Raw genomic sequence first — 26,414 nt, 5'->3', positions numbered from 1 at the left:
GATTATTGGTTTCACTTTTTTTGTGAGACCAATACGATTTCATTGAGAATGTGGATTTTACAAGTGTTAAACGTTTTACGGTTATTAATAACGGTGCAAAGCGTGAAAAGTCTGCTTCTTACAGTTAATATGTCGAAGGAATTATGCATGCTTCAACGCATTGAAAGAGTGGGTAATTATTCTTGTAAAATGAAGGAGATGCCTTATATGAACAATATCCTCGCTATAAAGATTGATGAAGAGGAAATTAAAAGATTATGTTGGGAAAAGATCAGTGAGCTAGTTAAAGAGGTCGATAGCGAAGATGTATTTTGGGATACAGCCGAGCTTAAGAAACGAACTTGTATGAGTTGGAATACAATTCAGGATAACTTTTTCTTTGACTCTAGATTTATTAAAAGGAAAGTTGGGGGTAAGTGGTACTTTCCAGCTAGAGAAACGAGAGCGTTCCTAGTGGAGTGGATGTTAGAACAGCCTGAGTTTTGAAGTATGGAATGATATATTTTGTGATAGTTTATGTTGTTTTAGAAAGAGGCATGAAAATATTTTGCGGCACTTTTGCGGCAGAGTAGGAATTGCAGCAATATCATCAACCCTTTAAAAACTGAAAACCCTTGATACACAAGGGTTCTCGCTGATGATCTGTACTGGATTCGAACCAGTGACCCCTACCCTGTCAAGATAGTGCTCTCCCGCTGAGCTAACAGATCTAAATAATTTTATTGGTCAGTGACAACAATTATCATACCAGTCGGAGCAAGGGGGTGTCAACCTACCTTTTTACCAGAAATAACATTATACAGATATGTTTGATCTAAGCAATATATTTCAATCTTCATCCCACTTGCGGGAATAACCTTTCTTCGTGACATAATAGAAAGAGTACATAAGGACGAGGGTCATGATGACCACGATCGTAATGGTAATGCCCATACCCATGAATATATTCGACTCCTTTCGTGTTACACTAAGATCTTGCGCATTATTAAAACTATACAGCAATATCATAATTTTGTATAATGGTTCGATTGGAAAATGATTAGCAGACATAAGTTAGGAGAGAGGTCGGGAAATGGCAGCAGAAATTATACATGTAATAACAGAAGAACAATTGCAATATGGCATTGATATTCGAAAAAAGGTATTTGTGGAAGAACAACAGGTACCCATGGAGCTTGAAGTAGATCAATATGATGTAATTAGCCCTGATGTGCATCATTTATTAATACAAGATCATGGAGACTATGTTGCTACAGGCCGGATTATCTATTACAACGAAGATACGGCCAAGATGCAACGTATTGCTGTAATCCAAGAATACCGTTCTAAGGGATTCGGACGCGTATTGTTAATTGCCATGGAGAAGTTGGCGATGGATCTTGGCCTGCAATATGCGATACTGGATGCACAATGCCAAGCGGAGTCCTTTTACGCTAAACAAGGGTATGAGGTCATTTCTGATGAACCATTCGATGATGCTGGAATTCCACATGTGCGTATGAAGAAGAAGTTATCTTTGGATTAATAAACAATAGAACCTGTTCCTACAGCCTCTCAGCTGGATGAACAGGTTCTTTTAGTTAACATCGAAAAGACATCCACACTGATTAAGTAGCTATAAACTGAATTATTCCGACACTCATTAGAAAAATGACAATTCCTAAGATAACAGACAACACTATTTTCAGCATACTTGTGCTTCCCTTTGAATTATTCTCCAACAATTGAACACGTCTCTCAAGCTCTTGAATTCGCTCTTCACGATTAGACAATACATCACCCCTTTATCCATAAATACCTTTTATTACTATAAAACATAGCATTAAAAATGAATTAAGGGAATATGAATTCCACACGACTTCCATTCGGGTAATTCTCCAGTTGATTACCTACCCAGCTGCCTGCGCCTCTGTTATCTCCAGGTGATATGTATTCAATATGTGCACCATCTCCGCCTTCCTTACACATTGCCATGGGCCACTCATCACGGTCGAATCCCTTCTTCGTTGGAATGCCACTTAATGACTTCGCACGATTACCCTCTGCTCCCTCTCGGTCAATCGTACAGATGGACGAATGTCCAGTCTGTATAGCATCCCTGATATGGGCACCTGTCTCTGGGTATCGATCCATTGGAAATTCTAGATAGTAATCGGCATCTATAGACACCTCAACAGGTGAATTCTGATCCGAAATATCTATAAGATCGAAATAATACACACCAATCAATACGACCATTGCTAATATTAGACGAACAACAGATTTCTTTAATTTCTTCAAGTCATATACTCCCCTTATGTAAAAAGTCTTCTGTAGTACTTCGTAATATTTATTTATATGTCATAGGTCATCTTTAAAGATTAGGGATACGCCAATCGATTGGTTCTACACCTTTATTCATCAAGAATTCATTCGTCTGAGAGAAAGGCTTACTTCCGAAGAATCCGCGGTATGCAGCCAACGGACTTGGATGACTTGATTGAATGACTTTGTGTTTACTCATATCGATCAAGGATGTCTTCTTGTGCGCATGACTACCCCAGAGCATGAATACTAACGGCTGATCACGTTCGTTCAATTTCCGTATGACGAGATCTGTCAATACTTCCCAACCCCATCCTTCGTGTGAAGCAGGTTTGCCTTCCTCCACAGTAAGAACGGTATTAAGCAATAGAACACCTTCTTTCGCCCAATGTTCTAAATAACCGTGATTGGGTATACCTACAGACAGATCTGCTTCAAGCTCTTTAAAGATATTCCTTAATGATGGTGGGACGCGTACGCCGGGCAATACGGAGAAGCTTAGTCCATGGGCTTGTCCAACCCCATGATAGGGGTCTTGACCTAAGATAACGACTTTTGCTGTTCCATATGAGGTAAGTTTGAGTGCTTCATATACATGCTCTAGTGGTGGTAGTATCGTCTTATTACTATATTCCTTCGCTATTCTAGCTTGCAATTCTAGGAAATAGGGCTTAACGATTTCATCTTGAAATTGTTCATCCCAATCATTACCGAACATTCTATTCAACCCTTTCTACTACCAAATCGTTACAAAAAAAAGCCAGCTCCATTATCCGGAGCCAGCTTATCTCTTCCATACTTCATTCAATCATGCTGACATAACGGAAATCTAACCCGTACGGTAGTCAGCTACCCTATGAGTATAGTTACTTTCGCTATTATATCAATAGCAAGAAATAAGTCAAGGTAAAAGAGATTATAGAACCCATGAGAATCCTTGTAGAATTAAGGATTTCCATCAACTTCTCAGATGAACAATCTATTGGTTAGCCGTGCCACTAAGTGCGTGTAAGATAAACGCTTTTCCCTTTAAGTCATCGTCTGCCAACACACCTGCTATCATCGTTAACGAATTGATTGGTAAGCTGGAAGCCAATGAGGTATCTGTGAGGTCTATACCAACAACCACTTGTTGTCCGCTCTCCACGTCCTTCAAGCCTTTCAATCGTATATCATCCGAAGCAAGTCTTCCGTCTGAAATAATAGACTCCAAATCCTGAAGTCCTTCCTGCTGGCTGATCCATGCGAGAGTAACTTCATCCATGATAATAATGTCAGGCTTATTAGCAGCCAGTTCCACCATGGCCCGTTGCAAATAAGCCATATCAAATGTCTCCATGCTATTTCCAGTCGATGGAAGATTAACCACACTTGTCTCCACTCTTTTCCAATCCGGATACTGCTTAACAATTTCATTATTTAGATCGTCATAGTTCCCTTCTGGGTCCTGTAAGGCATAATTACCTAGAAACATAATCTTAGCATCCACTGGAGGCAACGAAGCTAAATATTTCTGTTCCTGATTATGTTTATAAAGAGCGTTCCCACTAAAAATCAATACAATTAGAACAATAATAGAAATAACGGTATGGATTTTGTATAGTCGAAAAAAATTCTCTATTGATCTTGCAACGTTGGCTTGACTTCCCCATTTTTCCATCCTCTGCTCTTCTGCTTCCTTAATTTCTCGTTGATCTAATTCATCAAGAATGAATTTGAACGCCTGAAATTCCTCTTCATAAGAACTATCGGCGGGATTATAGCGTTGCCGTTTCAGAAGTATGTTAAACTTTTTGTCCAGTTCCTCACGTGTAATGTCTTCAGCCAAATTTAAATATTTATAGGCTTGCGTTAGCTTCACATTCAAATTTAAACTTCTCCTTCCTAATACTGGTCGTTGTTTTAATTATAAATGAGATTATCATAGGAATATATAATTATATCATGATATTTATATAAAGGCTTCTTGATTATTCGAGACGGATAGGTAGCACACTTCGCTTCGCCCCCGAAACACTTTTCCAAACAAAACATCCATTATCGCCTTACCACCTTGACTGCTGAGATACCAAACATTTAGAATCGAAGCCAAATACGGAAAATAGGCATCTTTCGCACGAGTATATCGTGAAAAGGATCCTATGAGCCAAAATTCATATTTGGAGTGAATGAAGGATACTGTTCGAAGCAGCGAAGATGACGGAATTGTTCTGGAGAAGTGTAAGCTTTCGCCTACAAGCTTTCCAAAGGAAAGCTACATCGAAAGCATAAGCTTGCCCTCTGTTTTCAACCGCTGTAGCGGTATACAATCAAAAAATCGGAGGGTAACAGCGAGCGGAAGGACAATCAACTCATTGAACTATTTTGGGGTACTTACAAATCAGAAAGCTATTATTTTACAAAGTATGACACCTACGATGACGTCCTCAATGACGTTAGCGAATATATTCGCTATTACAACAACTACCGCTATACAGAATGTTTGGATGGCTTGTAATCCCCCAATGAAAGCGGTTCCTCAAACCTTGACGGATCTCATATTCATCATCCACTATAAGTATACTAAGCATCTGATTCACCCTCCTGAGCCTTATCATTCTTCATCTATTTTTTAAATAAAAATTCTCTTTAGCTTCATAATACTCGACACCAGTTTAGATTACACTGTGGTAATCCATAACTTTTATAGGTCGATATTAAATCACTACTATACATGTGCCTGAATCCGTGAATTAGTAAAAACCAGAGAGACCTCTCACCTTGACTTGCAACGACTTGTGTAACAAGCAAGTTGAAGAAACGACAGTCAAGGAATTTATCACTTACCTTTCTATCACAATGACATAACTAATCATGGTATACCCTGTTTTGAAAAAAAGCTTCTTCTAAAAGAATTATTACCGTATCACATTCAAGATTACTATCAGTACGAATTTGACAAAAATGGCTGGGACACAGCAACTATTCTACTGCACCCGATATTTATTCTTACTCGGAATACAGCTCCAAAGTATCATCAGCATCAACAATCAGTGGTGTTCTGATTTTTAAACAAAAAAAGATCGCACTGACCTCAATATTACATGAGAGTCATGCGATCTTCTCCTTCTTATCTCTTCGAAAAAAACCTTATAAATCATGATGCCGAGAACCGGAATCGAACCGGTACGATAGTCACCTACCGCAGGATTTTAAGTCCTGTGCGTCTGCCAATTCCGCCACCCCGGCTTAACATAGGTATGAATTCTTTGATTATAGTATGAATATTTCTCGAATTCAACTTTTTTATTATATATGATATTCCAAACAATTTCAACCTATTTCATAAAATAATATTTCACACCTCCATCCACTCTTTCATAGTCTATGGGTAAATACCTATTCCCGAAGGAGCATGACCTATGATGCAACACATGAATAATGTCAATCAAAAGCCCAATATGCCGTGTAAACAAACTGTGAATCGTGAGATCATTCTAGATCATATACTGGCAGATGTAACTGGTGACTGCATTCTCGATCAAATATGGCTAACAGGAATTCAATCTGATCCTACTAGTCCATTCATTACAGATATCACTATTGTGTTTCAAGATAGTGCAACATCTAGATGTATAAGGATTCAACCACATGAGAATGCAGGATATAATCCCCGACTTTTTGTAGGTGACTTCACAGGTGATGCGATTGCAGATCTATTATTGACCATTGATAGTGGTGGATCAGGAGGAACCACATTTAATTATTTGTACACATTTACTAAGGCTAAGCCTCAATTGATTTTCAGCTCCGACGTATATAACGACTATTGGAAGTATAAAGTTACCTATTTAGATGGGTATCGTCTTCAATTGATTTGCATCAATACGAAGCAAGTCTACACATTGGACATCACTTCCCGCGGCAAGGATTACTTAAATGAAATATACAATGTAGATGGCACATTAAAAGCACCAATAGAGGGATTTGTAGACCCTCTTAGCGGATTATATCCAGTTGACTTTGACCGAGATGGCGTTTATGAGTTATTGGCTTTTCAAGGCGTAAGTGGGCTGTATCATGCTGATCGATTTGGATATATTGAGAATCAATTGAAGTGGCAAGATAATGGCTGGCGACTACAGAATCAATGGTTTGCAATCTACGGAAGCCCTATTCCTTCTAAACAGAGCTAAGAGTGAAGTTCAAAGGACCAGCTGGGGAAAAATCACAAGGATTTATTATTTGGGATGAGAGCTGGCTATAAAACTAGATTACGGTTAACATTATTCACATCTGTTCATAACGATACATTATGTTAGTAAATCCGTCAGCAAGTCCATTGATAATGGGCTTGCTATTTTTTAATACTATGAAAATAACTCAACGTCCCACCAATATATGTTATATTTATATAATCAAAAAATAAGGAGGACATATGATGTCAAAAGCTTCGAAATCGTGGACTATCCTTACCGCTTTTCTTTCTGCCCTTGTATATATTGATATATTTTATTTATTTAGTGTTTTTTTTATTACGATTCCCTTGGCCGTTGTATCAGCTTCCATTGCTATCTTCTTTTCTTATAAAGAAAAGAAAAATCTATATATTTTCTTAAACTTATTATTCGCATGTATTGCTGTCATCTCTTTTATAATAATTCCTTGGTAGTTATCCATCATGGTAACTGTCATTTTCAAAAACATAACATCCCTATAGACAACAAAAAACCCTTACGCTGTAAGGGTTTTGCACGCTATGGGCCTTGAGGGACTCGAACCCCCGACCAATCGGTTATGAGCCGACCGCTCTAACCAACTGAGCTAAAGGCCCCTAATAATATGTAAACCACAATAAATAATGGCAGTTTAATTGGTTGCGGGGGCAGGATTTGAACCTGCGGCCTTCGGGTTATGAGCCCGACGAGCTACCGTGCTGCTCCACCCCGCGACATTCAATAATTCAAATAGCGACAAGAATTAATATACAACATTATCGCCCCATACGTCAAGTGCTTTTTTTAAATTCAAGGAATAAAGCGAACACCATACCGCCCTTTACGAGAACGGAATATTTCGACAGAAGCAGGCTCATGATACCCATAAATCCATCCATCCTGTTCTAATCTTTTGGCAAGTGATCCTGCTTGAAATTTAGTCTTATACAGTTTACTGAAATATACCCACTGCATGGCCATCCCTCTTTCTCATCATGCGTATATAAGATATCGATGGTAGTGTTGCCTTGTTCAGCAAGTTACATTCAAGTTAACCATCATTCCATAACCTACATAAGATCCAAAAATAGACCAGCCCACCTCTTTCGAGTTGGACAGGTCTACTTATTTCGATCTCATATTAGTTACATTAGACTCCAAAGGAAGATGGATCTTCTCTCCATGCCTTCAAAGCATCAACGTCGTCCGCTTCAATCTTGCCTTGTTGAAGAGCAACTTCCATCAAAGCCTCATAGTTAGATAAGCTTAATAAAGGAATACCCTCTTGTGCAAATGCATTCACAGCTTGCTTCAACTGGTAGCTGAATATAGCTAGAACTGCCAAAGGTTGTCCTCCTGCTTCCTTAACAGCTATGGCTGCTTTCAAAGAACTTCCTCCAGTAGAGATCAAATCTTCGATGACAACTACTTTTTGATTTGATTTAATTAAACCTTCGATCTGATTCTGTTTACCATGTCCTTTAGCTTTATCTCGAATATATGCCATAGGAAGATTTAACTTCTGAGCTACCCAAGCTGCATGCGGGATACCAGCTGTTGCTGTACCTGCGATAACTTCTGCATTGGGATAGTGTTCACGTATGACTGCTGCAAATGACTCCGCAATGTAATCGCGAACTTCTGGATAGGACATCGTTAAACGGTTATCACAATAAATGGGTGACTTTATCCCTGAAGTCCATGTAAATGGTTGTTTTGGACTTAATGCTACAGCTTCAATCTCTAGTAAATAACCTGCGATCTTCCCAGGAATCTCTGTCAGTTGTGTCACGCTTGGATCATCTCCTTAATAATCAATTCGGCTGCTTCACGGGGATTACTCGCGCCTGTGATCGGCCTTCCTACAACAATATAGTGACTCCCTTGCCTTATCGCTTCCCTAGGCGTTAATACTCTCGATTGGTCCCCTATGTCACTTCCTAGCGGACGAATACCTGGTGTTATCGTGAGGAAGTCTCTACCACAGGCTTCAGCAATGGACGGCACCTCTTGAGCAGAGGCCACAACACCATCTAATCCTGCTGTAGCGGTTAATCCAGCATACCTTACAACAGCATCTTGTATAGGACCTGCAACACCAATCTGTTCATTTAGAACTTCTTGACTCGTACTTGTTAGATGCGTGACCGCTATAATCAATGGCTTCACTAAAGAGGGGTCCTTAGCTAACGCTGTTGTCATGCCTTCATAAGCCGCCTGCATCATCTGAGTTCCGCCTGCTGCATGCACATTGAACATATCTACACCAAGGCGTGTGATGCTCTCTGCACCACCCCTAACCGTGTTAGGGATATCATGCATCTTCAAATCTAAGAACACAGCATAACCTTTAGCCTTCAATTCTCTTATGAAGTCCGGGCCTGCAGCATAGAACAATTGCATCCCAACCTTCATATAACAAGGAATGCCTTGTAATTGCTCAACCAAGGCCGATGCCGAAACGGCATCGGGATAATCCAAAGCTACAATCAAACGACCTGCCATTTGGTTAAATTCAGTATTCATCATTTCACCTATTGCCCAATGAATGCTGGCATAGCTTGAGATGAGAAGTTGATCGTATCTAACATACTGAGCAATGCTCTAACTGTATCTAGTGATGTCATACATACAATACCATTCTCAACAGCTTCACGTCTGATTCTAAATCCATCACGCTGTGGCAATTTACCCTTAGTAAGTGTATTAAACACATACTGTGCTTCACCAGTACGAATGAGATCCAGAATATTCGGTGTCCCTTCGCTTAACTTATTCACAGTCGTTACTTCAATACCCGCTTTAATTAGAGCATCTGCTGTGCCGCCTGTTGCATATATTTTATAACCCAATCTCTTGAATCCAGTCATAAGCTCTACAGCTTCATCTTTGTCCTTATCCGCAACAGTTACAATAATGGATCCCGTGGAAGGTATCTTCATGCCTGCTCCAATCAGCCCTTTGTATAATGCTTTCGCATATTGAAGGTCACGACCCATAACTTCACCCGTTGACTTCATCTCAGGCCCTAATGTGGTATCTACTCTACGCAACTTGGCAAAAGAGAACACTGGAACTTTCACGGATACATATTCACTTTCTTTCCATAGTCCTTCTTGGTATCCTAAGTCTTTCAATTTCGTACCTAGAATGGCTTGCATAGCAAGATTAGCCATTGGAATCGTTGTAACTTTACTTAAGAATGGAACCGTACGAGAAGAACGTGGGTTCACTTCGATTACGTAAACTTCGTCTTGATGAATAACAAACTGAATATTCACTAGACCGATCGTCTTCAATTCCTTGGCTACTTTAATCGTGATATTAACGATCTTTTCTTTCAGATGATCTTCTAGGTGTTGTGGCGGATAGACTGCAATGGAGTCACCTGAGTGAACACCAGCGCGCTCAATATGTTCCATGATTCCTGGAATCAATACCGTATCACCATCACAGATTGCATCGACTTCCACTTCTTTTCCAAGCATGTAACGATCGATTAGTACAGGGTGTTCCGGATTAATCTTAACTGCATGCTCCATGTAATTTAGTAACTCTTCATCAGAGTAGACAATTTCCATTGCACGTCCACCTAATACATAGGAAGGTCGAACTAATACCGGGTATCCAATTTTCTCTGCAGTAGCAACTGCTTCATCTACAGATATAACGGTCTTTCCGTTAGGCTGGGCTACATTCAATCGAGATAACAATGCTTCGAATTTCTTACGATCTTCTGCTTCATCGATACTTGCAAGTCCTGTACCTAATATTTTCACACCTGCTGCACTCAATGGCGCCGCTAGATTAATGGCCGTCTGACCACCGAATTGCACAATGACACCAATAGGCTTCTCCTGTTCAATGACGTTCATGACATCTTCGAAGAACAAAGGCTCAAAATATAAGCGGTCTGATGTATTGAAGTCGGTCGATACCGTTTCAGGGTTGTTGTTGATAATAACTGCTTCATAGCCTGCTTTTTGAATTGCCCACACCGCATGAACCGTCGAGTAATCAAATTCAATTCCTTGTCCGATTCGAATTGGACCTGAACCTAGCACTAGAATTTTCTCTTTGGATGACTGAATCACTTCATTCTCCGTCTCATAAGTAGAGTAATAGTATGGTGTAGAAGCTTCAAATTCAGCTGCACATGTATCAACCATTTTGAACACTGGACGAAGGTTATGACTTAATCTGAACTCACGCACTTCTACCTCAGTTATCTGAAGACTTGTTGATATATTTTGTTGGCGAATTTCAGCTATAGATTTATCTGTGAATCCAAGTCTCTTCGCTTGGTATAACGTTTCATAAGATAGTATTTGTTCTTGTTGGATGCGTGATTCGAACTTGATAATCCCTTCAATCTTGTCAAGGAACCACCAGTCCACTTGTGTTAAGTCTTGGATCTGTTGCAATGAATAACCACGACGGAAAGCTTCGGCAATAAGGAAGATCCGCTCATCATCAGGTTTCTCTAAGCGCTCGTTAAGAACCTCTTCGCTTAACAATTCTGTTCCCTCTAGATAGAAGCGATGAACACCAATCTCTAACGAACGAATGGCTTTATGAATGGATTCTTCAAATGTACGACCAATCGCCATAATCTCGCCAGTTGCCTTCATTTGCGTCCCTAGTTTACGGTTAGCATTAACGAATTTATCAAAAGGCCAGCGTGGTATCTTACTAACGATATAATCCAATGTTGGTTCGAAGCAAGCATACGTCTGTCCTGTAACAGGGTTAATAATTTCATCTAAGGTATAACCCATAGCAATTTTCGCTGCCATTTTGGCAATAGGATATCCTGTCGCCTTGGAAGCAAGGGCCGATGAACGACTCACACGAGGGTTAACTTCGATAACATAATACTGGAAGCTCTGTGGATCTAGCGCAAACTGTACATTACATCCACCTTCAATATTCAATGCACGAATAATTCTGACAGAAGCTGTTCTTAGCATTTGATATTCACGATCTGACATCGTTTGGCTTGGGGCCACAACGATACTATCACCCGTATGTACGCCTACAGGATCGAAGTTCTCCATGTTACACACAACGATACAGTTATCGTTCGCATCACGCATCACTTCATACTCAATTTCCTTCATACCTGCAATGCTCTTCTCAATCAGACATTGACCGATAGGACTATAACGAATTCCAGATACAACTGTTTCACGTAGTTCTTCCTCTGTTGCACAAATTCCTCCGCCTGTCCCACCAAGCGTATAGGCTGGACGAACGATCACTGGATAGCCGATCTCGTTAGCGAAATCAAGCGCTTCTTGTAGAGAGGTAACGATAACACTCTCCGGTACTGGCTGGTCAAGTTCGCGCATTAATTCTCTAAACAAATCACGATCTTCCGCTTTCTCAATTGAGCTTAGCTGCGTTCCTAACAATTTCACATTCTCTTGCTCAAGTACGCCTGCACGGGCTAGTTCTACAGCCATGTTGAGACCAGTCTGTCCCCCAAGGGTAGGTAGAAGACCATCTGGACGCTCTTGGCGTATAATTTGTGTAACAAATTCCAATGTGATCGGTTCAATATATACTTTATCAGCCATATTCGTATCGGTCATGATGGTTGCAGGGTTACTATTAATAAGTACGACTTCTATTCCTTCTTCTTTTAGAGCTTGACAAGCTTGTGTACCGGCATAATCGAATTCTGCTGCTTGACCAATGACGATGGGACCTGATCCAATAACAAGTATTTTCTTTAATTCATTATTCTTAGGCATGTAGTTGAGCTCCTCTCGCAATTGCAAATATTTCAGCTTGTCTAGATTGTACCGGGTTATTCACTTTATGATCAGCAATCATTTGTAGAAACTCATCGAATAAATAGTTACTTTCTTGTGGCCCAGGTGCTGCCTCTGGATGATATTGTACCGACATCGCTGGATGAACACGATGCTTCAGACCTTCAACAGTCTTATCATTATTGTTAATGTGTGTAATTTCTAATTCAGTACCTTCAATTGAACTTTCTGTTACGGCATAACCATGATTCTGTGATGTGATATAACAACGATTCGTAGCTAGGTCTTTCACAGGATGGTTACCACCACGATGTCCGAACTTTAATTTCTCCGTATCTGCACCAGAAGCTAGAGCGAATAGTTGATGTCCTAGACATATGCCGAAGATTGGAAATTCTCCGATCAATTCTTCTACTGTACGTATGGCATGTGGAACATCTTTAGGATCCCCAGGGCCATTAGATAGAAGGACACCGTCAGGACGCATACGGCGAATCTCCTCAGCCGTTGTGTCCTGTGGAACAATGACAACATCACAGTTACGAGCGTTGAGTTCGCGTAGAATCCCGTTCTTTGAACCAAAATCCATAAGGACAATTCGTTCTTTAGAACCTGGGCTCGTATAGATCGTCTTCGTGGAAGTACGAGCTACCTGATCTGTTAATATCTCACTACCTGTTAATCTTTCTTGCAACTCTTCAACTGAAGCTGCTGAAGTTGTTAGAATACCCTTCATCGTTCCGTGACTGCGAATGATTCGAGTTAACATACGTGTATCGATCTCGCTAATGCCTACGATACCATGCTCCTTTAGAAGTTCATCAAGGCTATACTGTGCACGCCAGTTACTTGGAACAGGTTCGTGTCTACGAACAACAAAACCATGTATAAAGGGTATGTATGATTCGAAATCATCACGTGTAATTCCGTAATTACCCATCAATGGCTGAGTCATCGTTACAATCTGTCCACAGTAAGATGGATCAGACAATACCTCTTGATACCCAGTAATTCCTGTATTAAAAACGACTTCACCTGTTGATTCGCCTTCTGCACCAAATGCCAATCCTGTAAACAGAGTACCATTGTCTAATAATAATCTTGCTTGCATTCCTATACACTCCCCTGTCATATGTTCATGTAATATTTATAATTCAGTCACTGATAGCCATTCGTATTATGTTATTCAGACCATACCAATTTCCCATCCACCCAAGTCTTCACTGGCCAACCTTGTAATTCCCAACCTGTGAATGGTGTATTGCGTCCTTTTGAAAGAAATTGTTCTGGGTCTACGCTCTTTATAGTATCCAGATCTATCATCGTGAGATCAGCCGGCTTACCAGCTTCAAGCAATCCTGTATTCAGACCGAACACTTTCGCAGGATCTGCTGTCATTCGTTGAACAAGGAGTGATAAATCCCATAATCCAGTAGCGACAAATTTAGTGTATAGAAGAGGAAATGCTGTCTCGAATCCAACAATACCAAATGGAGCTAACTCCATCCCTTTGGCCTTTTCTTCCGCACTGTGTGGTGCATGATCCGTAACGATCATATCTAGTGTTCCATCCAGTAGACCTTCAATACAAGCTTCAACATCCCGCTTCGAGCGAAGAGGTGGATTCATTTTCCAATTAGCATCAAGCCCTGGAATATCTTCTTCCGATAGTACCAAATGATGTGGACATACTTCGGCAGTTACATGAATACCGATCGCTTTCGCTTGACGAATCAATCGAACGGATTGTTCCGTGCTAACGTGGCAGACATGATAGTGTACACCCGTTGCTTCAGCTAACAGTATGTCGCGTCCAACATGGATAGCTTCTGATTCATTTGGGATACCTTTCAACCCGTGTTTCTTAGCGAATTCACCTTCTGCAACACATGCTCCAACCACTAATGAATTATCTTCACAGTGAGCGATAACCGGCATATTAAGCTCTGCAGCAATCTTCATCGCATCTTTCATCATTTGTGCACTTTGTACACCTACTCCATCATCTGTGTAACCAATGGCTCCTGCTTCTTTTAACGCTGCGAAATCCGTAAGCTCTCGGCCAAGTTCATTCTTAGTGATTGCGGCATAAGGGAGAACCTTTACCATTCCAGCTTGGCTTGCTTTCTCTAGAATAAGCTTAATCACATCTGGATTATCCGTTACAGGCCGTGTGTTAGGCATGCATGCGATCGTTGTAAAACCACCTTTAGCTGCGGAACGGCTTCCGCTTTCGATCGTTTCTTTATGCTCAAATCCAGGCTCACGTAAATGTACATGCATATCTATGAATCCTGGCGTTACTAATTTTCCTTGCGCATCAACAACTTCTGAGTCCCCTGCTGTTATTTCCGAAAGACTTGTCTGTGCATCTACAATGGACTTAATTTTTCCATCTTCAATTAGAATATGTTTGTTCTCGACATGACCTTGTTGATTCAGTACACTGGCATTTGAAATAATAGTTAACATAATAACCTCCGCTCATGAATTGCTCACTTAGCTTCCATTCATTGTATAATAAAAATTCATATTTGTGTATATTTATTAGTAAGTTTATACTTTGTTATTTCTTAAAGACGTAGAGCTCGTTCAATGACCGCCGTTCTAATCGGTACGCCATTACTAATTTGTGGGAAAATCATCGACTGAGGACTCTCCACAATCGCATCATCCATCTCTACATTACGATTCACTGGACCCGGGTGCATAATAATTGTATCCTTAGCTAGCTTCTCTGCCCTTGCTTCCGTCAATCCGTATTGCTCTCTGTAATCTTTAGATGACTTCAATAATCCTGTATCATGACGTTCCAGTTGTACCCTTAACATCATGACTACATTCGACTGTAAAGCTTCATCCATCGTGACACATGGGGCGTATTGTTCTAGTTCAGGTGCCATCATGCTTGTTGGTCCACAGAATCGAACCTCAGCTCCGAATTTCTGTAGTGCCCATAGATTGGAACGTGCAACCCGACTATGTCGGATATCTCCGATAATGGATACTTTGAGACCCTTTAATTCACCAAATTGCTTACGCATCGTATATAAATCTAGCAGACCTTGGGTAGGGTGTTCATTATTTCCGTCGCCTGCGTTAATTAATGGAATACTAACTTTCTCTGCAAGCTGTTGCAACACACCATTAGGCTTTAATCGAATAACACCAGCATCAATCCCCATTGATTCAAGGCTTCTTACTGTGTCGTAGATAGATTCACCCTTCTCGATGCTCGAACTTGCTGATGAGAAATTCAGCACTTGTGTACCAAGACGTTTCTCCGCCATTTCAAAAGAAAATCGTGTTCGGGTACTATCTTCAAAAAACATATTTGCAACAAAATGTGAATTAAGTATGGGTACAACTTTCTCATTGTTGGCTTCCCAATATGCAGCTCTATCCAGAATAGATTCAATTTCATTCCTGCTAATATCCTTTAGTCCTAATAAGTTACGATCTCTAAGGTTAGTTGCTATCATAATGAATCTCTCTTCTCTCTGTTGTGTATGATCCTAACTTCATCCTTACCGTCAAACTCCATCAGAGCAACTACAATCTCTTCATAATTAGAAGTTGGAACGTTCTTACCAATATAATCTGGTCTTATCGGTAGTTCCCGATGTCCACGATCCGCTAACACAGCCAACTGAATCATTCGTGGTCGACCGCAATCCATCAAGGCATCCATCGCCGCTCGAATGGTACGACCCGTGAAGAGAACATCATCGAACAATATAACCGTCTTGTCTTGTATACTTACATTTCCCAAGCTATTCTGTAATATGCTTGCAGGCAACGCCTCATCTCCAGACGCTTGGTTATACTCTTGTAATCTATCATCGCGATACGCTGTTACATCCAGTTCACCACAAGTAATGGGCGTGCCTTCAATCTCTTGAATTCGCTCAGCGATTCTCTGTGCTAGGTAAATTCCGCGTGTTCTTATTCCAATTAAGATGCAATCTTCAATCCCCTTGTTCTTCTCTAAAATTTCGTGGGCTATTCTTGTTAGTGCTCGTCTAATGGCAGTCTCATCCATAATCACATGTACTTCTTTATTCATTATTCATTACTCCTCTAAAGGAAATTCCTTCATTCCCCCGTAATTAACCAAAGAAAACTCCTTACCCAAAGGGCAAGGAGTTCGCATTGTCATTCATCCGATATCTATCGAATGAGTGACAGGTCGCCACATAACCTCTCGTATATAAATATACGAGTATTAAGCGGTGAACCTCGGTTCACGTAACCTTGCCAGTCTCACGGGACTGAATTAAAGGTGCTATTCATCTACAAGGATTATGACAGAATGAAAAACAGTTGTCAACCAAATTCAAACTCAACATCGACTAGTCGGCGTTTCAATTCTTGTATCACTTCTATCTCATCCTCAACACCTTGGGATGCGAAAGTGACTGAGAATCGGATGTAATGCCCGGCATCATCCCAGGGCACCGTTGATATTAATTTCTCCCGAATTAGGAACTGGGAGAACTCTTCACCAGAATTGAATCGACGCCCACCCTTTATTCCTATAGGAGCTTCAACGTATAGAAAGAAAGAACCCTTTGGTTTCTTAGCCACGAATCCCAATTCATTCAATACATCTACAAGTAACTGATGACGACGAGAATATTTAGTAGCCATTTGCTCCGTTATTTCCGGATATGTTAGCGCAAAGGCTGCTGCCTTCTGAATTGCTATGAATTGACCAGAATCATGATTATCTTTCACATCACTGAACGCATTAATAATCAATGGGTTACCCGCTACAAAGCCAATTCTCCAGCCTGTCATGTTATATGATTTAGATAACGAATGCAGTTCAACCCCAACCTCCTTCGCTCCAGGAATGGAAAGGAAACTTAATGGCTTCATACCATCGTAAGTCAGTGCTGCATAAGGTGCATCATGTACAACAACAACCTGATATTTCTCAGCCCATCTTACCACTTCTGTAAAAAAATCAATCGTTGCACTAGCACCCGTAGGATTATTAGGATAATTTAAATATAAGAGTTTAGCACGCCTTGCTACATGCTCAGGAATCTCTTGTAGATTAGGCAGGAATTGGTTCTCTCTACGTAATGTTATTGTAAATACTTCCCCGCCTAAATATTGCGTATGTGTCCCCATAATTGGATATCCCGGTATAGTCATAATTGTAATATCTCCTGGATTTATGAAGCAGGTAGGTAACATAGCTAAAGCGGACTTCGAACCAATGCAGTGGACAATTTCGTCGATCGGATCGATTCCTTTAACTCCGAATACCTCATGCAAATACCTTGCACAAGCTACTTTAAACTCCGGTATTCCATTATCTGCGTACCCTCTATTCTCTGACTTATTCGCTTCTTCCGCTAGCTTGCTTATTATTCTATCATCCGCCATCTCATCTGGTTCACCCACCCCCATATCGATCAACTCGATATGGGGGTGTTCTTTCTTAGCGGCCACCTTAGCACGCTTAATCTTCTCAAATTTATATATGGCAGTGTCTGTACCATAGTTAGAACCACCTAGTCGATCTGCAATATTTGTTCGAATGTAGGTCATTGGATCATTATTTCTACTCATAGCACTTCCATCTCCAATTCAGCCATATTTATATCTATAAATATGAAGAAGTCCATGGCTCTTAGCCATGGACTATACTCTGAATATTTTGTACTATTAGCGACTACGTAGACTCGTAATCAGATCCTGTAAGTCTTCAGGTTTATCAGCATTAAACTCTAAGTACTCACCACTTGATGGATGAACGAAGCCTAATACTGCCGCATGAAGAGCTTGCCCAGTAAATTTAACGCCTTTACCACGACCATAGATGGGATCTCCAACTAAAGGATGTCCAATAAACTTCATGTGGACACGGATCTGATGCGTCCGACCAGTCTCCAATTTAAGTTCTAGCAAGGTGTAATCTCCTAGACGTTCTTGTACTGTAAAATGAGTTACAGCTTTTTTACTATTGGATTCCTTCACGGTGTACATCTTACGATCCATTGGATCTCGTCCAATGGGAGCATCCACCGTGCCATGATGATGTGCGATATTACCATGAACCAACGCTACATAACGACGGGTGACCGAATGCTCCTTCAACTGTAATGCTAGCGAAGCATGCGCCTTATCATTCTTCGCAGCCATAATGAGCCCCGAAGTATCTTTGTCAATGCGATGTACTATTCCAGGGCGTAACTCACCATTAATGCCAGATAAATCTTTACAATGATACATTAGTGCATTCACTAATGTTCCCTGCGAATGACCAGGGGCAGGATGCACAACCATTCCTCTTGGCTTATTCACTACAATAAGATCCTGATCTTCATAAACAACATCAAGCGGAATATCTTGTGCTACAATTTCTACCGATATAGGTTCGGGAACGATAACTTGAATCTGATCACCCACAGAAAGCTTATAATTCGCCTTAACGGCCTTCCCATTTACTGTGGCATGTTCATCCGCAATCCATAATTGGACTTGGGAACGGGAGACTTCTTCTCCCCACATCTCGGTAATATATTTATCAATACGCTCTTTAGCCGAGCACTCTTCAACTACAAAATCTCTTGTATCTAGATCTTCGTTCAATACTTCTTCTTCGTAATTCTTGCTGTCATTCACGCTTCTTCATTTCCTTCCGTATTCGGTTTGGCTGGATTTCTTTTAATATCAAGGAAAGAGTCAACAATAATTAATCCAACTCCAACAACGATACATGAATCTGCAATATTAAAAATCGGAAACGTATAACTTCCAAAGTTGAACTGCAAGAAATCCACTACTTCTCCAGCAATCACGCGATCAATAAAGTTACCGAGCGCTCCTCCTAGTACCAAACTCAGTGCAAGAGGTAGTATCTTATTACTTGTTTTCATTACTTTTTGTAAATACCAAACAATCGCAATGACTACAACGATCGTAATGGCGATAAAGAACCATCGTTGATCCTCAAGTATTCCAAAGGCTGCACCACGGTTACGATGTGATGTTATAAGGAAGAAATTACCGATCACTGGAATCTGTTCAGTTAGTTCCATTCGACTTGCAATCAAATATTTCGTTCCTTGATCCACCAGGAAGGCAACTAACGCAATTATGTAATATATCATAGGTCAAGTCACTCCAATCTTATGGTCTCCACCATTTTCATTAATCATTAGTCTATGGTAATAAATACGAATTACAGACCTATTCATTGTATCACAGGCCATCTAAAGTCGTCCATAAAGGACCATTACGGAGATTATTTCCCTCACTTAAAATCCATTCATTCCGCACACTATATAATAAGACAATAATAACTCCCTACACCCAACCGATGTAAGAAAGGAGACGCTATGACACCAACCTTAACATTAACACAGATCAAACATTTGCAAACACAGTTAGAACTTGAACAAGAGGATATTATTCAACGAACCAAGGACAATGATCATCACGGATTGGATGAATCCTTCCGCTTTTCAACAGGTGAATTGTCGAGTATTGATAACCATCCTGCTGACGTTGCAACAGATCTTTATTATAGAAGTATGGACATTTCGCTTGTAGAACATGATGAAATGCAATTGGAGCGAATTGAGTCTGCCTTGGAGCAGATTAGCAAAGGCACGTATGGGAGTTGTCATGTATGTCACAAGGCTATTCCTTATGATCGATTAATAGCAATACCAGCAACAAGTTACTGTAAGGAACACTCCGACAGACAGACTGTCTCCAATAATCGTCCTGTGGAGGAAGAATTTCTAATGCCACCGTTTGGCCGAACCAGTCTAGATGAACGTGATAATCAAAATGGATTCGATGGTGAAGATACCTGGCAAATCGTAGAAAGCTGGGGCACATCGAATTCACCCGCTATGGCAGAAGATCACCAGATCGAGAGCTATGATGACATGGCCATTGAAGCTGACAACGAAATAGAGGGATGTGTCGAAGCCATTGAAAGTTTTATTGCAGCAGATATTGAAGGAAAACCAATAGGTATTATACGTAATAGTCATTACCAACAGTACATGGACACAGGTGAGGGTATCGATACATTCTCAGCACTGGATTAATAATTCAATTCCAATTGTCTTTGCACAATACGTACAATGTCTGCGATATAATCCCCAATAATAGGTAAATTCAGAGCACCGAGAATTTGTAGTAAATAGATAATGGTAGCAGCAAAAAAAGTGAATCCAATAGCAATCCCTACACCACGTGCTGTACCTGAAAGTACATTCAACCAAATTAAACGCCATGGCCGATGTAACAATGCTGTGTATTCTGCAATTCGCGATTTCTCTAAACTGTTCGCCAACTTAGTTAATAGATTATAGGTCTCTTCTGAGTGATCGATTTCGACAGAAGTATCTTTGTTCTCTTCTACCATGGCTTTTCGCTCCTTCTGGAAATCACTTATGTCAAGAAGAACGAGCCTTAGTCCGTTCGGGATGTTAAATTCCCAATAACCGGCTTAAGGCTCGTTCTCATGTCATTACATCTATTATGTTCAAAATGGTTTCTAATTAATCTGCGATATAGATACCCACTGACTTCCCAGCTAGATCAACTCGTTCCATGGATTCCATCGAACCAAACATAAACTCATTGACCAATACGTTCTCGCGTAATACATGATCGAATGCTGTGATAGCCTCTTTTAGCTCATCATCAACATCTAGCGTCAAGATCACACGTTTCTCGATTGGTAAATCAAGCTTTTTGCGATAATCTTGCACAGCGCGAATCACTTCACGCACCCATCCTTCTTGTACCAGATCCGACGTAATCTCTGTGTTCAATGCAACCGTAATCCCATATCCTGAAGCGGAAGCGAAACCAGATTTAGCCTGCTTATCAACAAGTAATTCTTCTGACGTGATATCGAACTCATCCCCATCAGGTGAAGTAATATGAAGAATGCCACTCTCTACAGCTTCGCGTGTAGCTTCAGAAGACATACCCTTGAAGTAGTTCTGCAAGAAGCCCACATGCTTACCATATTTCTTACCACCAATTTTCAAGTTAAGTTTGAGTGTAAGATCAACAAATCCACTATCATCCGCCTGAGTCACGATTCTTTTCACATTAATCTCTTCGGTAATGATATCCTCGTATCCCGGTAGATCAAACCCATGATCAATGGAGACAATGAGTTCAGACAATGGCTGTCGCGTCTTGATTCCTGTCTCATTACGAACGTTACGTGCTAATTCAACAATACGGCGTGCGGTCTCCATATCCTGCTCTAGCGCCTCATCAATCAAAGCTTCATTCGCTTGTGGATAATCGTCCAGATGGACACTCTCTCCACCACTCAGATTCAAGTAAATATCTTCAGCCAACATCGGTGTGAATGGTGCAATTAGCTTCGCTGTAGTAAGCATGACTTCCGTCAATGTACGGTAAGCATCTAATTTATCTTTGGTAAGACCACTTCCCCAGAACCGATCACGGGAACGACGAATATACCAGTTACTCAATTCATCCACAAATGCTTCAATCGCTTTGGAAGCATTCAGGAAGTCATTAACGCTTAACCCTTTATCCACTGTCTTAATCAGACTGTTCAGACGCGACAGTATCCAACGATCTAACTTATGATCCGATGGCTCAAATGGATGCTCCGATGGTTGATAGCCATCAATACTCGCATATAACGTTAGGAATGCGTGTGTATTGACAAGGGTATCAACTAACTTCGATTTCGCTTCCCCCACAATTCCTTTGGAGAAACGTTTACTATTCCAAGGTGCACTATCTGATAATAACGCCCAACGGAACGCATCCGTTCCATACTCCTCAATGATCTCCCATGGATCGATAACATTTCCTTTGGACTTAGACATCTTCTGCCCTTGTTCATCCAGCACATGTCCTGTAGCCATAACTGCCTTGTAAGGTGCTTTCCCTGTAAGTAGCGTCGATACAGCTAGAAGACTATAGAACCATCCACGCGTCTGATCAATACCTTCACAGATCATGTCAGCTGGGTACTGTTGTTCAAACGTCTCTTGATTCTCAAAAGGGTAATGTTGCTGAGCGAACGGCATTGAACCACTATCGAACCACACGTCAATGACTTCTGGCGTACGTGTCATTATATATTTGCCACATGTACTGCGAACCTTCACTTCATCCACATACGGCTTGTGTAACTCTAAATCTGCAGGAATATCTCCAATAGCACGCGCTCTAAGCTCTTCTATGCTATGTGGTGCGAACTGCTCCCCTGTTTCTTCACAGATCCAGATATTCAGTGGTGTACCCCAATAACGATCACGGCTAATATTCCAGTCCACTAGATCTTCTAGGAATTTACCGAAGCGTCCTTCGCGAACATGGCCTGGATACCATTCTACCTCGCTATTGTTCGCAATCAGTTGATCCTTGATTGCAGTTGTCTTAATGAACCAACTATCCATTGCATAGTACAGTAATGGTGTATCACAGCGCCAGCAGAAAGGATAGCTATGCTCATATTTCTCCTTACTATAGAGCAATCCACGCTCTGAGAGCATTTTGACAATATCAATATCACAATCTTTAACGAAACGACCAGCCAACTCCGTCACTTCATCAACATAGCAACCTTGAAGATTCACGACATTTACGAAATCAATATCATTTTCTTTGCACACTCTATAGTCATCTTCACCATGTGCAGGAGCCATATGAACGATACCTGTACCGCTGGCATCTGTAACAAATTTAGCACCCAAAATGACATTAGACTTTTCTAATTGGGTATACGTAAACGGTGGATCATATGTCTTACCTACTAACTCAGAACCCTTCAGTGTACTGAGAACTTCATGCTCACCACTGATGACGCTATCTACCAAGTTTTTGGCCACGATATAAATGCTATCATCCTGCTGTACACGCGCATATTCCATATCCGGATTCACAGCTAGAGCAACGTGCCCTGGCAGCGTCCAAGGTGTAGTTGTCCATGCAAGAACATATTCACCACTATCATGTAATTTAAATTTAGCCGTGGCACTCAGATCTTTAATATCCTTATATCCTTGTGCAACCTCATGAGAACTGAGAGACGTCTGGCAATCTGGACAATACGGACTCACGCGATGACCACGATATAACAAATCTTTATCATGAACCGTCGCAAGGATGTTCCACACGCTCTCAATATATTTGTTATCTAACGTGATATAGGGATCATCTAAATCTGTCCAGTAGCCGATAGCTTCTGTAAGCTCACGCCATTGCTCTTCATACACAAATACACTTTCCTTACACTTCTTAATAAAAGCTTCAACACCATATTCCTCAATCTCGTGTTTATGCGTGATCCCAAGTTGCTTCTGCACGCCTAATTCAACCGGTAGACCATGCGTATCCCATCCTGCCTTACGTACAACACGGTAGCCCTTCATCGTCTGGTAACGACCTACGAAGTCCTTAATCACTCGTCCTAGTACATGTCCAATATGCGGTTTCCCGTTAGCTGTTGGAGGTCCTTCATAAAATACAAAATTCGGCTTACCCTCACGGCGATCTATAGATTTACGGAATGTTCCTTCTTCATTCCATTTCTTCAACACGCGTTGCTCTCTAGCACGCGCCTTTTCTTTGACATCGACTCTTTGCATAAATGATCATTCCTTTCAAAATAAGTCGCGGAAGCCATCCCCCTAAGTCCCCCTTTGTAAGGGGGATTCCAAGGGCTAGCCCTCTGGACACCCAAAATTTCATCGTAATAACTACATCGTCTGTTTAAAGTTCAATGGGAGCGTATCCCCTCTTACCGCCTTTTGCTAGCAAAAGGCCCGCTCTCAGGTAACTCAGAACCTAAGTGAAAGGAACCCGTAGACGTCCCCGCAGGGGAGTCGAGGTGGGGACTTTCACCACACACCCATGTAACTCCCAACCGCCACGCTGCATCATTCGTCTGTTGATCCACACTCAAGCAACTCACTCCAACAGTGAAAGGAACCCGTAGACGTCCCCAGAGGGGAGTCGAGGTCGGGACTTTCACCACACACCCATGTAACTCCCAACCGCCGCGTCACATCATTCGTCTGTTGATCCGCACTCAAGCAACTCATTCACCCAAGTGAAAGGAACCCGTAGACGTCCCCAGAGGGGAGTCGAGGTTGGGACTTTCACCACACACTCATGTAGCTCCCAACCGCCACGCTCCATCATTCGTCTGTTGATGCACGTCATGCGAAGCGACCAGGCAGAGCTCCCATGGAAGGTGGCCGAAGATGATCCCGCAAGGGGAATCGAGGAAGAGCCGCTCCCGCCTCCACCATGACTCCCCTCCGCGCACGAACACCATCCACCAAACTTTCAGGTGTCCAGAGGGCGGGCCCTTTGGAATCCCCCTTCGAAAGGGGGACTTAGGGGGATGGACACGCAAAAAAAGCCCCATCCCCAAAGGGACGAGACTTTAGCTCGCGTTACCACCCTAATTTCACTTATCAGAAAATCTAGATAAGCAATATCTCATGTCCTTGCTGAATTACAGCAGGGAGCCGATATAACGTTCGGCAGACCGGTTCAGCCTACTAACGTCAAAGACGTTTTGAGCATCACTTCTCCGGGAGGATCTTCCACATTACGTTCTGAACATTGGCTCTCAGCATTACGCCAACTCTCTGGTAGAACAGCTCATAAAGGTACTTGTCCCATCATCAAATCATTATTGGAGCATTTATTTACATAATAATATGAATATAGTTATAGCCTTTTACGGATAAAATGTCAATTCATTAAAGAATTATAACAATTCCTTCATCTCGTCACGATTGTCTAAAGTATCCCAACCATCCATACTTAATAATTCTAACTGGGCTTCAACAAGTGTCCGGAACCGAGTACGATAAATGGAAGCTTGCTTCTTCAACTCTTCGACTTCCATGGCAATTTTTCTAGATTTAGATAATGCTTCATTAATAATTCGATCCGCATTTTTCTCTGCTTCTTTAAGAATCAATTGAGACTCTTTCTTAGCGTTCGATTTCACATCATCAGCTGCTTCTTGAGCAACAATAATAGTCTTAGAAAGAGATTCTTCAATATTAACAAAGTGATCTAGTCTTTCTTGAAGATTGAACATTTGATTGTGTAATTCCTTATTCTCGCGAATTACACCCTCATAATCCTTAATGACTTGATCTAAGAATTCATTGACTTCATCTTCGTCATAACCGCGGATACGGCGACCAAATTCTTTGTTATGTATATCCAATGGTGTTAACGACATGGATGTGCACCTCCTGTAATTTCGGCAATCAATTTAAATCGTGACACAAGATTCTTCTTGGATAACTCAATTCGACAAGAACCGCTCACTTCCTGCAAACTACTTATACAAATTTTCCGATCCTCACTCGATAACGACCTTTTTTGGTTAGTCCGCCTGCTTCTAATACTTTGAAACGTCCACATCCCTGCAAAGAAATCATGTCCCCTTCTTTCAAGACAGCGGAAGGGTCAATGATCACTTTCCAGTTCACTCGGCATCGACCAGCTTTAATAGGAGCTAGAATCTTGCTACGACTTAATCGATATACATCTGATGCAATTCCATCTAGACGCAAGGAAGCCACCGTAAGGTCCATGGTCTCCAGTGAGGCTTCGCTTGTCCTAAGTTGATCTAGGGGCAATATCTCACTTTGTACATGAATACGATGCACTTGGTCTAATTGCATATGAAGATATGAGGAGATGTCTTCACTAACAATGCAATGACATCCATTGTCCAACACATGGATGTCACCAATCTTACTCCGCTTGATACCTAGACTCAGAATAGCACCCATGTAATCAGCATGTTCAAGTTCTAGAAATTTCTGATCTCCGGAATAGATACTAAGTACAACTAACCCCATGGGTTCATCTTCAAGAATACGATAATCAGGAGCAATGATTGCACGGCATCTTTCAGCGCCATCATAACCACCATCTAAGTGAATTTGTGCATCAGGATGCCTATTCACTAGCGTCTGCAATATATATGCTTGCCTTGGATCTACGAAATCGGTCAATTTCTGTTCATGGTACTGACCTGCATGAATTACCCATTCCCACGCTCTGTCAACGAACTCTTTCTCATCATGATTGAAATGATCTAATATATCCTTCACCATCATAGGTC

General features: G+C 41.2%; 25 protein-coding genes and 4 tRNA genes. 5 read left to right on the top strand and 24 right to left on the bottom strand.

What is annotated here, in order from left to right; all coding sequences use genetic code 11:
* The first annotated feature begins 207 nt into the window (after positions 1 to 207).
* Complete coding sequence (locus ACH8E3_RS03275) at positions 208 to 486, top strand: group-specific protein (protein WP_458631160.1); 279 nt, start codon at positions 208 to 210, stop codon at positions 484 to 486.
* Between the two features lie 152 nt (positions 487 to 638).
* On the opposite strand, the gene ACH8E3_RS03270 is transcribed toward ACH8E3_RS03275, so the two are convergent.
* Positions 639 to 710, bottom strand: a tRNA-Val gene (locus ACH8E3_RS03270).
* Positions 711 to 1,072: 362 nt separating this feature from the next.
* Between ACH8E3_RS03270 and ACH8E3_RS03265 the strand changes: the two genes are divergently transcribed.
* A complete protein-coding gene (locus ACH8E3_RS03265) occupies positions 1,073 to 1,525 on the top strand; it encodes a GNAT family N-acetyltransferase (RefSeq protein ID WP_458631159.1) in 453 nt (150 codons plus the stop codon).
* Positions 1,526 to 1,607: 82 nt separating this feature from the next.
* Here the strand turns inward: ACH8E3_RS03265 and ACH8E3_RS03260 are convergent, their stop codons facing one another.
* The 4 genes from ACH8E3_RS03260 to ACH8E3_RS03245 form a co-directional block, all read right to left on the bottom strand.
* Complete coding sequence (locus ACH8E3_RS03260; RefSeq protein WP_458631158.1) at positions 1,608 to 1,772, bottom strand: hypothetical protein; 165 nt, start codon at positions 1,770 to 1,772, stop codon at positions 1,608 to 1,610.
* Positions 1,773 to 1,833: 61 nt separating this feature from the next.
* Positions 1,834 to 2,280, bottom strand: coding sequence for a NucA/NucB deoxyribonuclease domain-containing protein (locus ACH8E3_RS03255; RefSeq protein ID WP_458631157.1), 447 nt, complete (start codon positions 2,278 to 2,280; stop codon positions 1,834 to 1,836).
* Positions 2,281 to 2,353: 73 nt separating this feature from the next.
* Entirely contained in the window at positions 2,354 to 3,022 is a 669-nt protein-coding gene (gene ung, locus ACH8E3_RS03250) for a uracil-DNA glycosylase (protein ID WP_458631156.1), read from the bottom strand.
* A 261-nt stretch (positions 3,023 to 3,283) separates the two neighbouring features.
* Positions 3,284 to 4,171: a hypothetical protein gene (locus ACH8E3_RS03245; RefSeq protein WP_458631155.1), complete on the bottom strand. Its 888-nt coding sequence runs from the start codon at positions 4,169 to 4,171 to the stop codon at positions 3,284 to 3,286.
* A 441-nt stretch (positions 4,172 to 4,612) separates the two neighbouring features.
* Between ACH8E3_RS03245 and ACH8E3_RS03240 the strand changes: the two genes are divergently transcribed.
* On the top strand, positions 4,613 to 4,801 hold the full coding sequence (locus ACH8E3_RS03240) for an IS3 family transposase (protein WP_458631192.1): 189 nt from the start codon (positions 4,613 to 4,615) through the stop codon (positions 4,799 to 4,801).
* A gap of 645 nt (positions 4,802 to 5,446) precedes the next feature.
* On the opposite strand, the gene ACH8E3_RS03235 is transcribed toward ACH8E3_RS03240, so the two are convergent.
* Positions 5,447 to 5,532, bottom strand: a tRNA-Leu gene (locus ACH8E3_RS03235).
* Positions 5,533 to 5,705: 173 nt separating this feature from the next.
* On the opposite strand from ACH8E3_RS03235, the gene ACH8E3_RS03230 reads away from it, so the two are divergent.
* Complete coding sequence (locus ACH8E3_RS03230; RefSeq protein WP_458631154.1) at positions 5,706 to 6,479, top strand: VCBS repeat-containing protein; 774 nt, start codon at positions 5,706 to 5,708, stop codon at positions 6,477 to 6,479.
* Between the two features lie 564 nt (positions 6,480 to 7,043).
* Here the strand turns inward: ACH8E3_RS03230 and ACH8E3_RS03225 are convergent.
* The 13 genes from ACH8E3_RS03225 to lspA form a co-directional block, all read right to left on the bottom strand.
* Positions 7,044 to 7,117: transfer RNA gene (locus ACH8E3_RS03225), tRNA-Ile, on the bottom strand.
* A 40-nt stretch (positions 7,118 to 7,157) separates the two neighbouring features.
* Positions 7,158 to 7,234: transfer RNA gene (locus ACH8E3_RS03220), tRNA-Met, on the bottom strand.
* A gap of 76 nt (positions 7,235 to 7,310) precedes the next feature.
* Positions 7,311 to 7,475: a hypothetical protein gene (locus ACH8E3_RS03215; protein ID WP_458631153.1), complete on the bottom strand. Its 165-nt coding sequence runs from the start codon at positions 7,473 to 7,475 to the stop codon at positions 7,311 to 7,313.
* A 175-nt stretch (positions 7,476 to 7,650) separates the two neighbouring features.
* On the bottom strand, positions 7,651 to 8,292 hold the full coding sequence (gene pyrE, locus ACH8E3_RS03210) for an orotate phosphoribosyltransferase (RefSeq protein ID WP_458631152.1): 642 nt from the start codon (positions 8,290 to 8,292) through the stop codon (positions 7,651 to 7,653).
* The gene (pyrF, locus tag ACH8E3_RS03205; protein ID WP_458631191.1) at positions 8,289 to 9,026 is read right to left on the bottom strand and encodes an orotidine-5'-phosphate decarboxylase; all 738 of its coding nucleotides are present in this window, start codon (positions 9,024 to 9,026) and stop codon (positions 8,289 to 8,291) included. Before pyrF ends, pyrE begins: the two co-directional genes overlap by 4 nt.
* Positions 9,027 to 9,034: 8 nt before the next feature.
* Complete coding sequence (carB, locus tag ACH8E3_RS03200; RefSeq protein ID WP_458631151.1) at positions 9,035 to 12,256, bottom strand: carbamoyl-phosphate synthase large subunit; 3,222 nt, start codon at positions 12,254 to 12,256, stop codon at positions 9,035 to 9,037.
* Entirely contained in the window at positions 12,249 to 13,388 is a 1,140-nt protein-coding gene (locus tag ACH8E3_RS03195; protein WP_458631150.1) for a carbamoyl phosphate synthase small subunit, read from the bottom strand. The genes carB and ACH8E3_RS03195 overlap by 8 nt, the downstream gene beginning before the upstream one ends.
* Before the next feature lie 71 nt (positions 13,389 to 13,459).
* Positions 13,460 to 14,749: a dihydroorotase gene (locus ACH8E3_RS03190; protein WP_458631149.1), complete on the bottom strand. Its 1,290-nt coding sequence runs from the start codon at positions 14,747 to 14,749 to the stop codon at positions 13,460 to 13,462.
* 101 nt (positions 14,750 to 14,850) lie between these two features.
* On the bottom strand, positions 14,851 to 15,759 hold the full coding sequence (locus ACH8E3_RS03185) for an aspartate carbamoyltransferase catalytic subunit (protein WP_458631148.1): 909 nt from the start codon (positions 15,757 to 15,759) through the stop codon (positions 14,851 to 14,853).
* Complete coding sequence (pyrR, locus tag ACH8E3_RS03180; protein ID WP_458631147.1) at positions 15,756 to 16,343, bottom strand: bifunctional pyr operon transcriptional regulator/uracil phosphoribosyltransferase PyrR; 588 nt, start codon at positions 16,341 to 16,343, stop codon at positions 15,756 to 15,758. The genes ACH8E3_RS03185 and pyrR overlap by 4 nt, the downstream gene beginning before the upstream one ends.
* Before the next feature lie 260 nt (positions 16,344 to 16,603).
* A complete protein-coding gene (locus tag ACH8E3_RS03175) occupies positions 16,604 to 17,860 on the bottom strand; it encodes an LL-diaminopimelate aminotransferase (protein WP_458631146.1) in 1,257 nt (418 codons plus the stop codon).
* 96 nt (positions 17,861 to 17,956) lie between these two features.
* Entirely contained in the window at positions 17,957 to 18,883 is a 927-nt protein-coding gene (locus tag ACH8E3_RS03170) for an RluA family pseudouridine synthase (protein WP_458631190.1), read from the bottom strand.
* A gap of 29 nt (positions 18,884 to 18,912) precedes the next feature.
* Entirely contained in the window at positions 18,913 to 19,404 is a 492-nt protein-coding gene (gene lspA, locus ACH8E3_RS03165) for a signal peptidase II (RefSeq protein ID WP_458631145.1), read from the bottom strand.
* Positions 19,405 to 19,632: 228 nt separating this feature from the next.
* Between lspA and ACH8E3_RS03160 the strand changes: the two genes are divergently transcribed.
* Positions 19,633 to 20,355, top strand: coding sequence for a TraR/DksA C4-type zinc finger protein (locus ACH8E3_RS03160; protein WP_458631144.1), 723 nt, complete (start codon positions 19,633 to 19,635; stop codon positions 20,353 to 20,355).
* Here ACH8E3_RS03160 and ACH8E3_RS03155 read toward each other — a convergent pair.
* The 5 genes from ACH8E3_RS03155 to ACH8E3_RS03135 form a co-directional block, all read right to left on the bottom strand.
* The gene (locus ACH8E3_RS03155) at positions 20,352 to 20,675 is read right to left on the bottom strand and encodes a DUF5665 domain-containing protein (RefSeq protein WP_458631143.1); all 324 of its coding nucleotides are present in this window, start codon (positions 20,673 to 20,675) and stop codon (positions 20,352 to 20,354) included. The genes ACH8E3_RS03160 and ACH8E3_RS03155 overlap by 4 nt on opposite strands.
* A gap of 136 nt (positions 20,676 to 20,811) precedes the next feature.
* A complete protein-coding gene (gene ileS, locus ACH8E3_RS03150; protein WP_458631142.1) occupies positions 20,812 to 23,901 on the bottom strand; it encodes an isoleucine--tRNA ligase in 3,090 nt (1,029 codons plus the stop codon).
* 152 nt (positions 23,902 to 24,053) lie between these two features.
* Positions 24,054 to 24,218, bottom strand: coding sequence for a hypothetical protein (locus ACH8E3_RS03145; RefSeq protein WP_458631141.1), 165 nt, complete (start codon positions 24,216 to 24,218; stop codon positions 24,054 to 24,056).
* 816 nt (positions 24,219 to 25,034) lie between these two features.
* Complete coding sequence (locus ACH8E3_RS03140; RefSeq protein WP_458631140.1) at positions 25,035 to 25,520, bottom strand: DivIVA domain-containing protein; 486 nt, start codon at positions 25,518 to 25,520, stop codon at positions 25,035 to 25,037.
* Positions 25,521 to 25,623: 103 nt separating this feature from the next.
* Positions 25,624 to 26,409 carry a YlmH family RNA-binding protein gene (locus tag ACH8E3_RS03135; RefSeq protein WP_458631139.1) on the bottom strand — a complete coding sequence of 262 codons (786 nt, stop codon included), beginning with the start codon at positions 26,407 to 26,409 and terminating at the stop codon, positions 25,624 to 25,626.
* Between the last annotated feature and the right edge of the window lie 5 nt (positions 26,410 to 26,414).

The organism is Paenibacillus sp. CMAA1364 (genome assembly GCF_054373195.1).
Note: the sequence above shows the minus strand (reverse complement) of the source record. Positions and strands in the feature narration are given on the sequence as shown.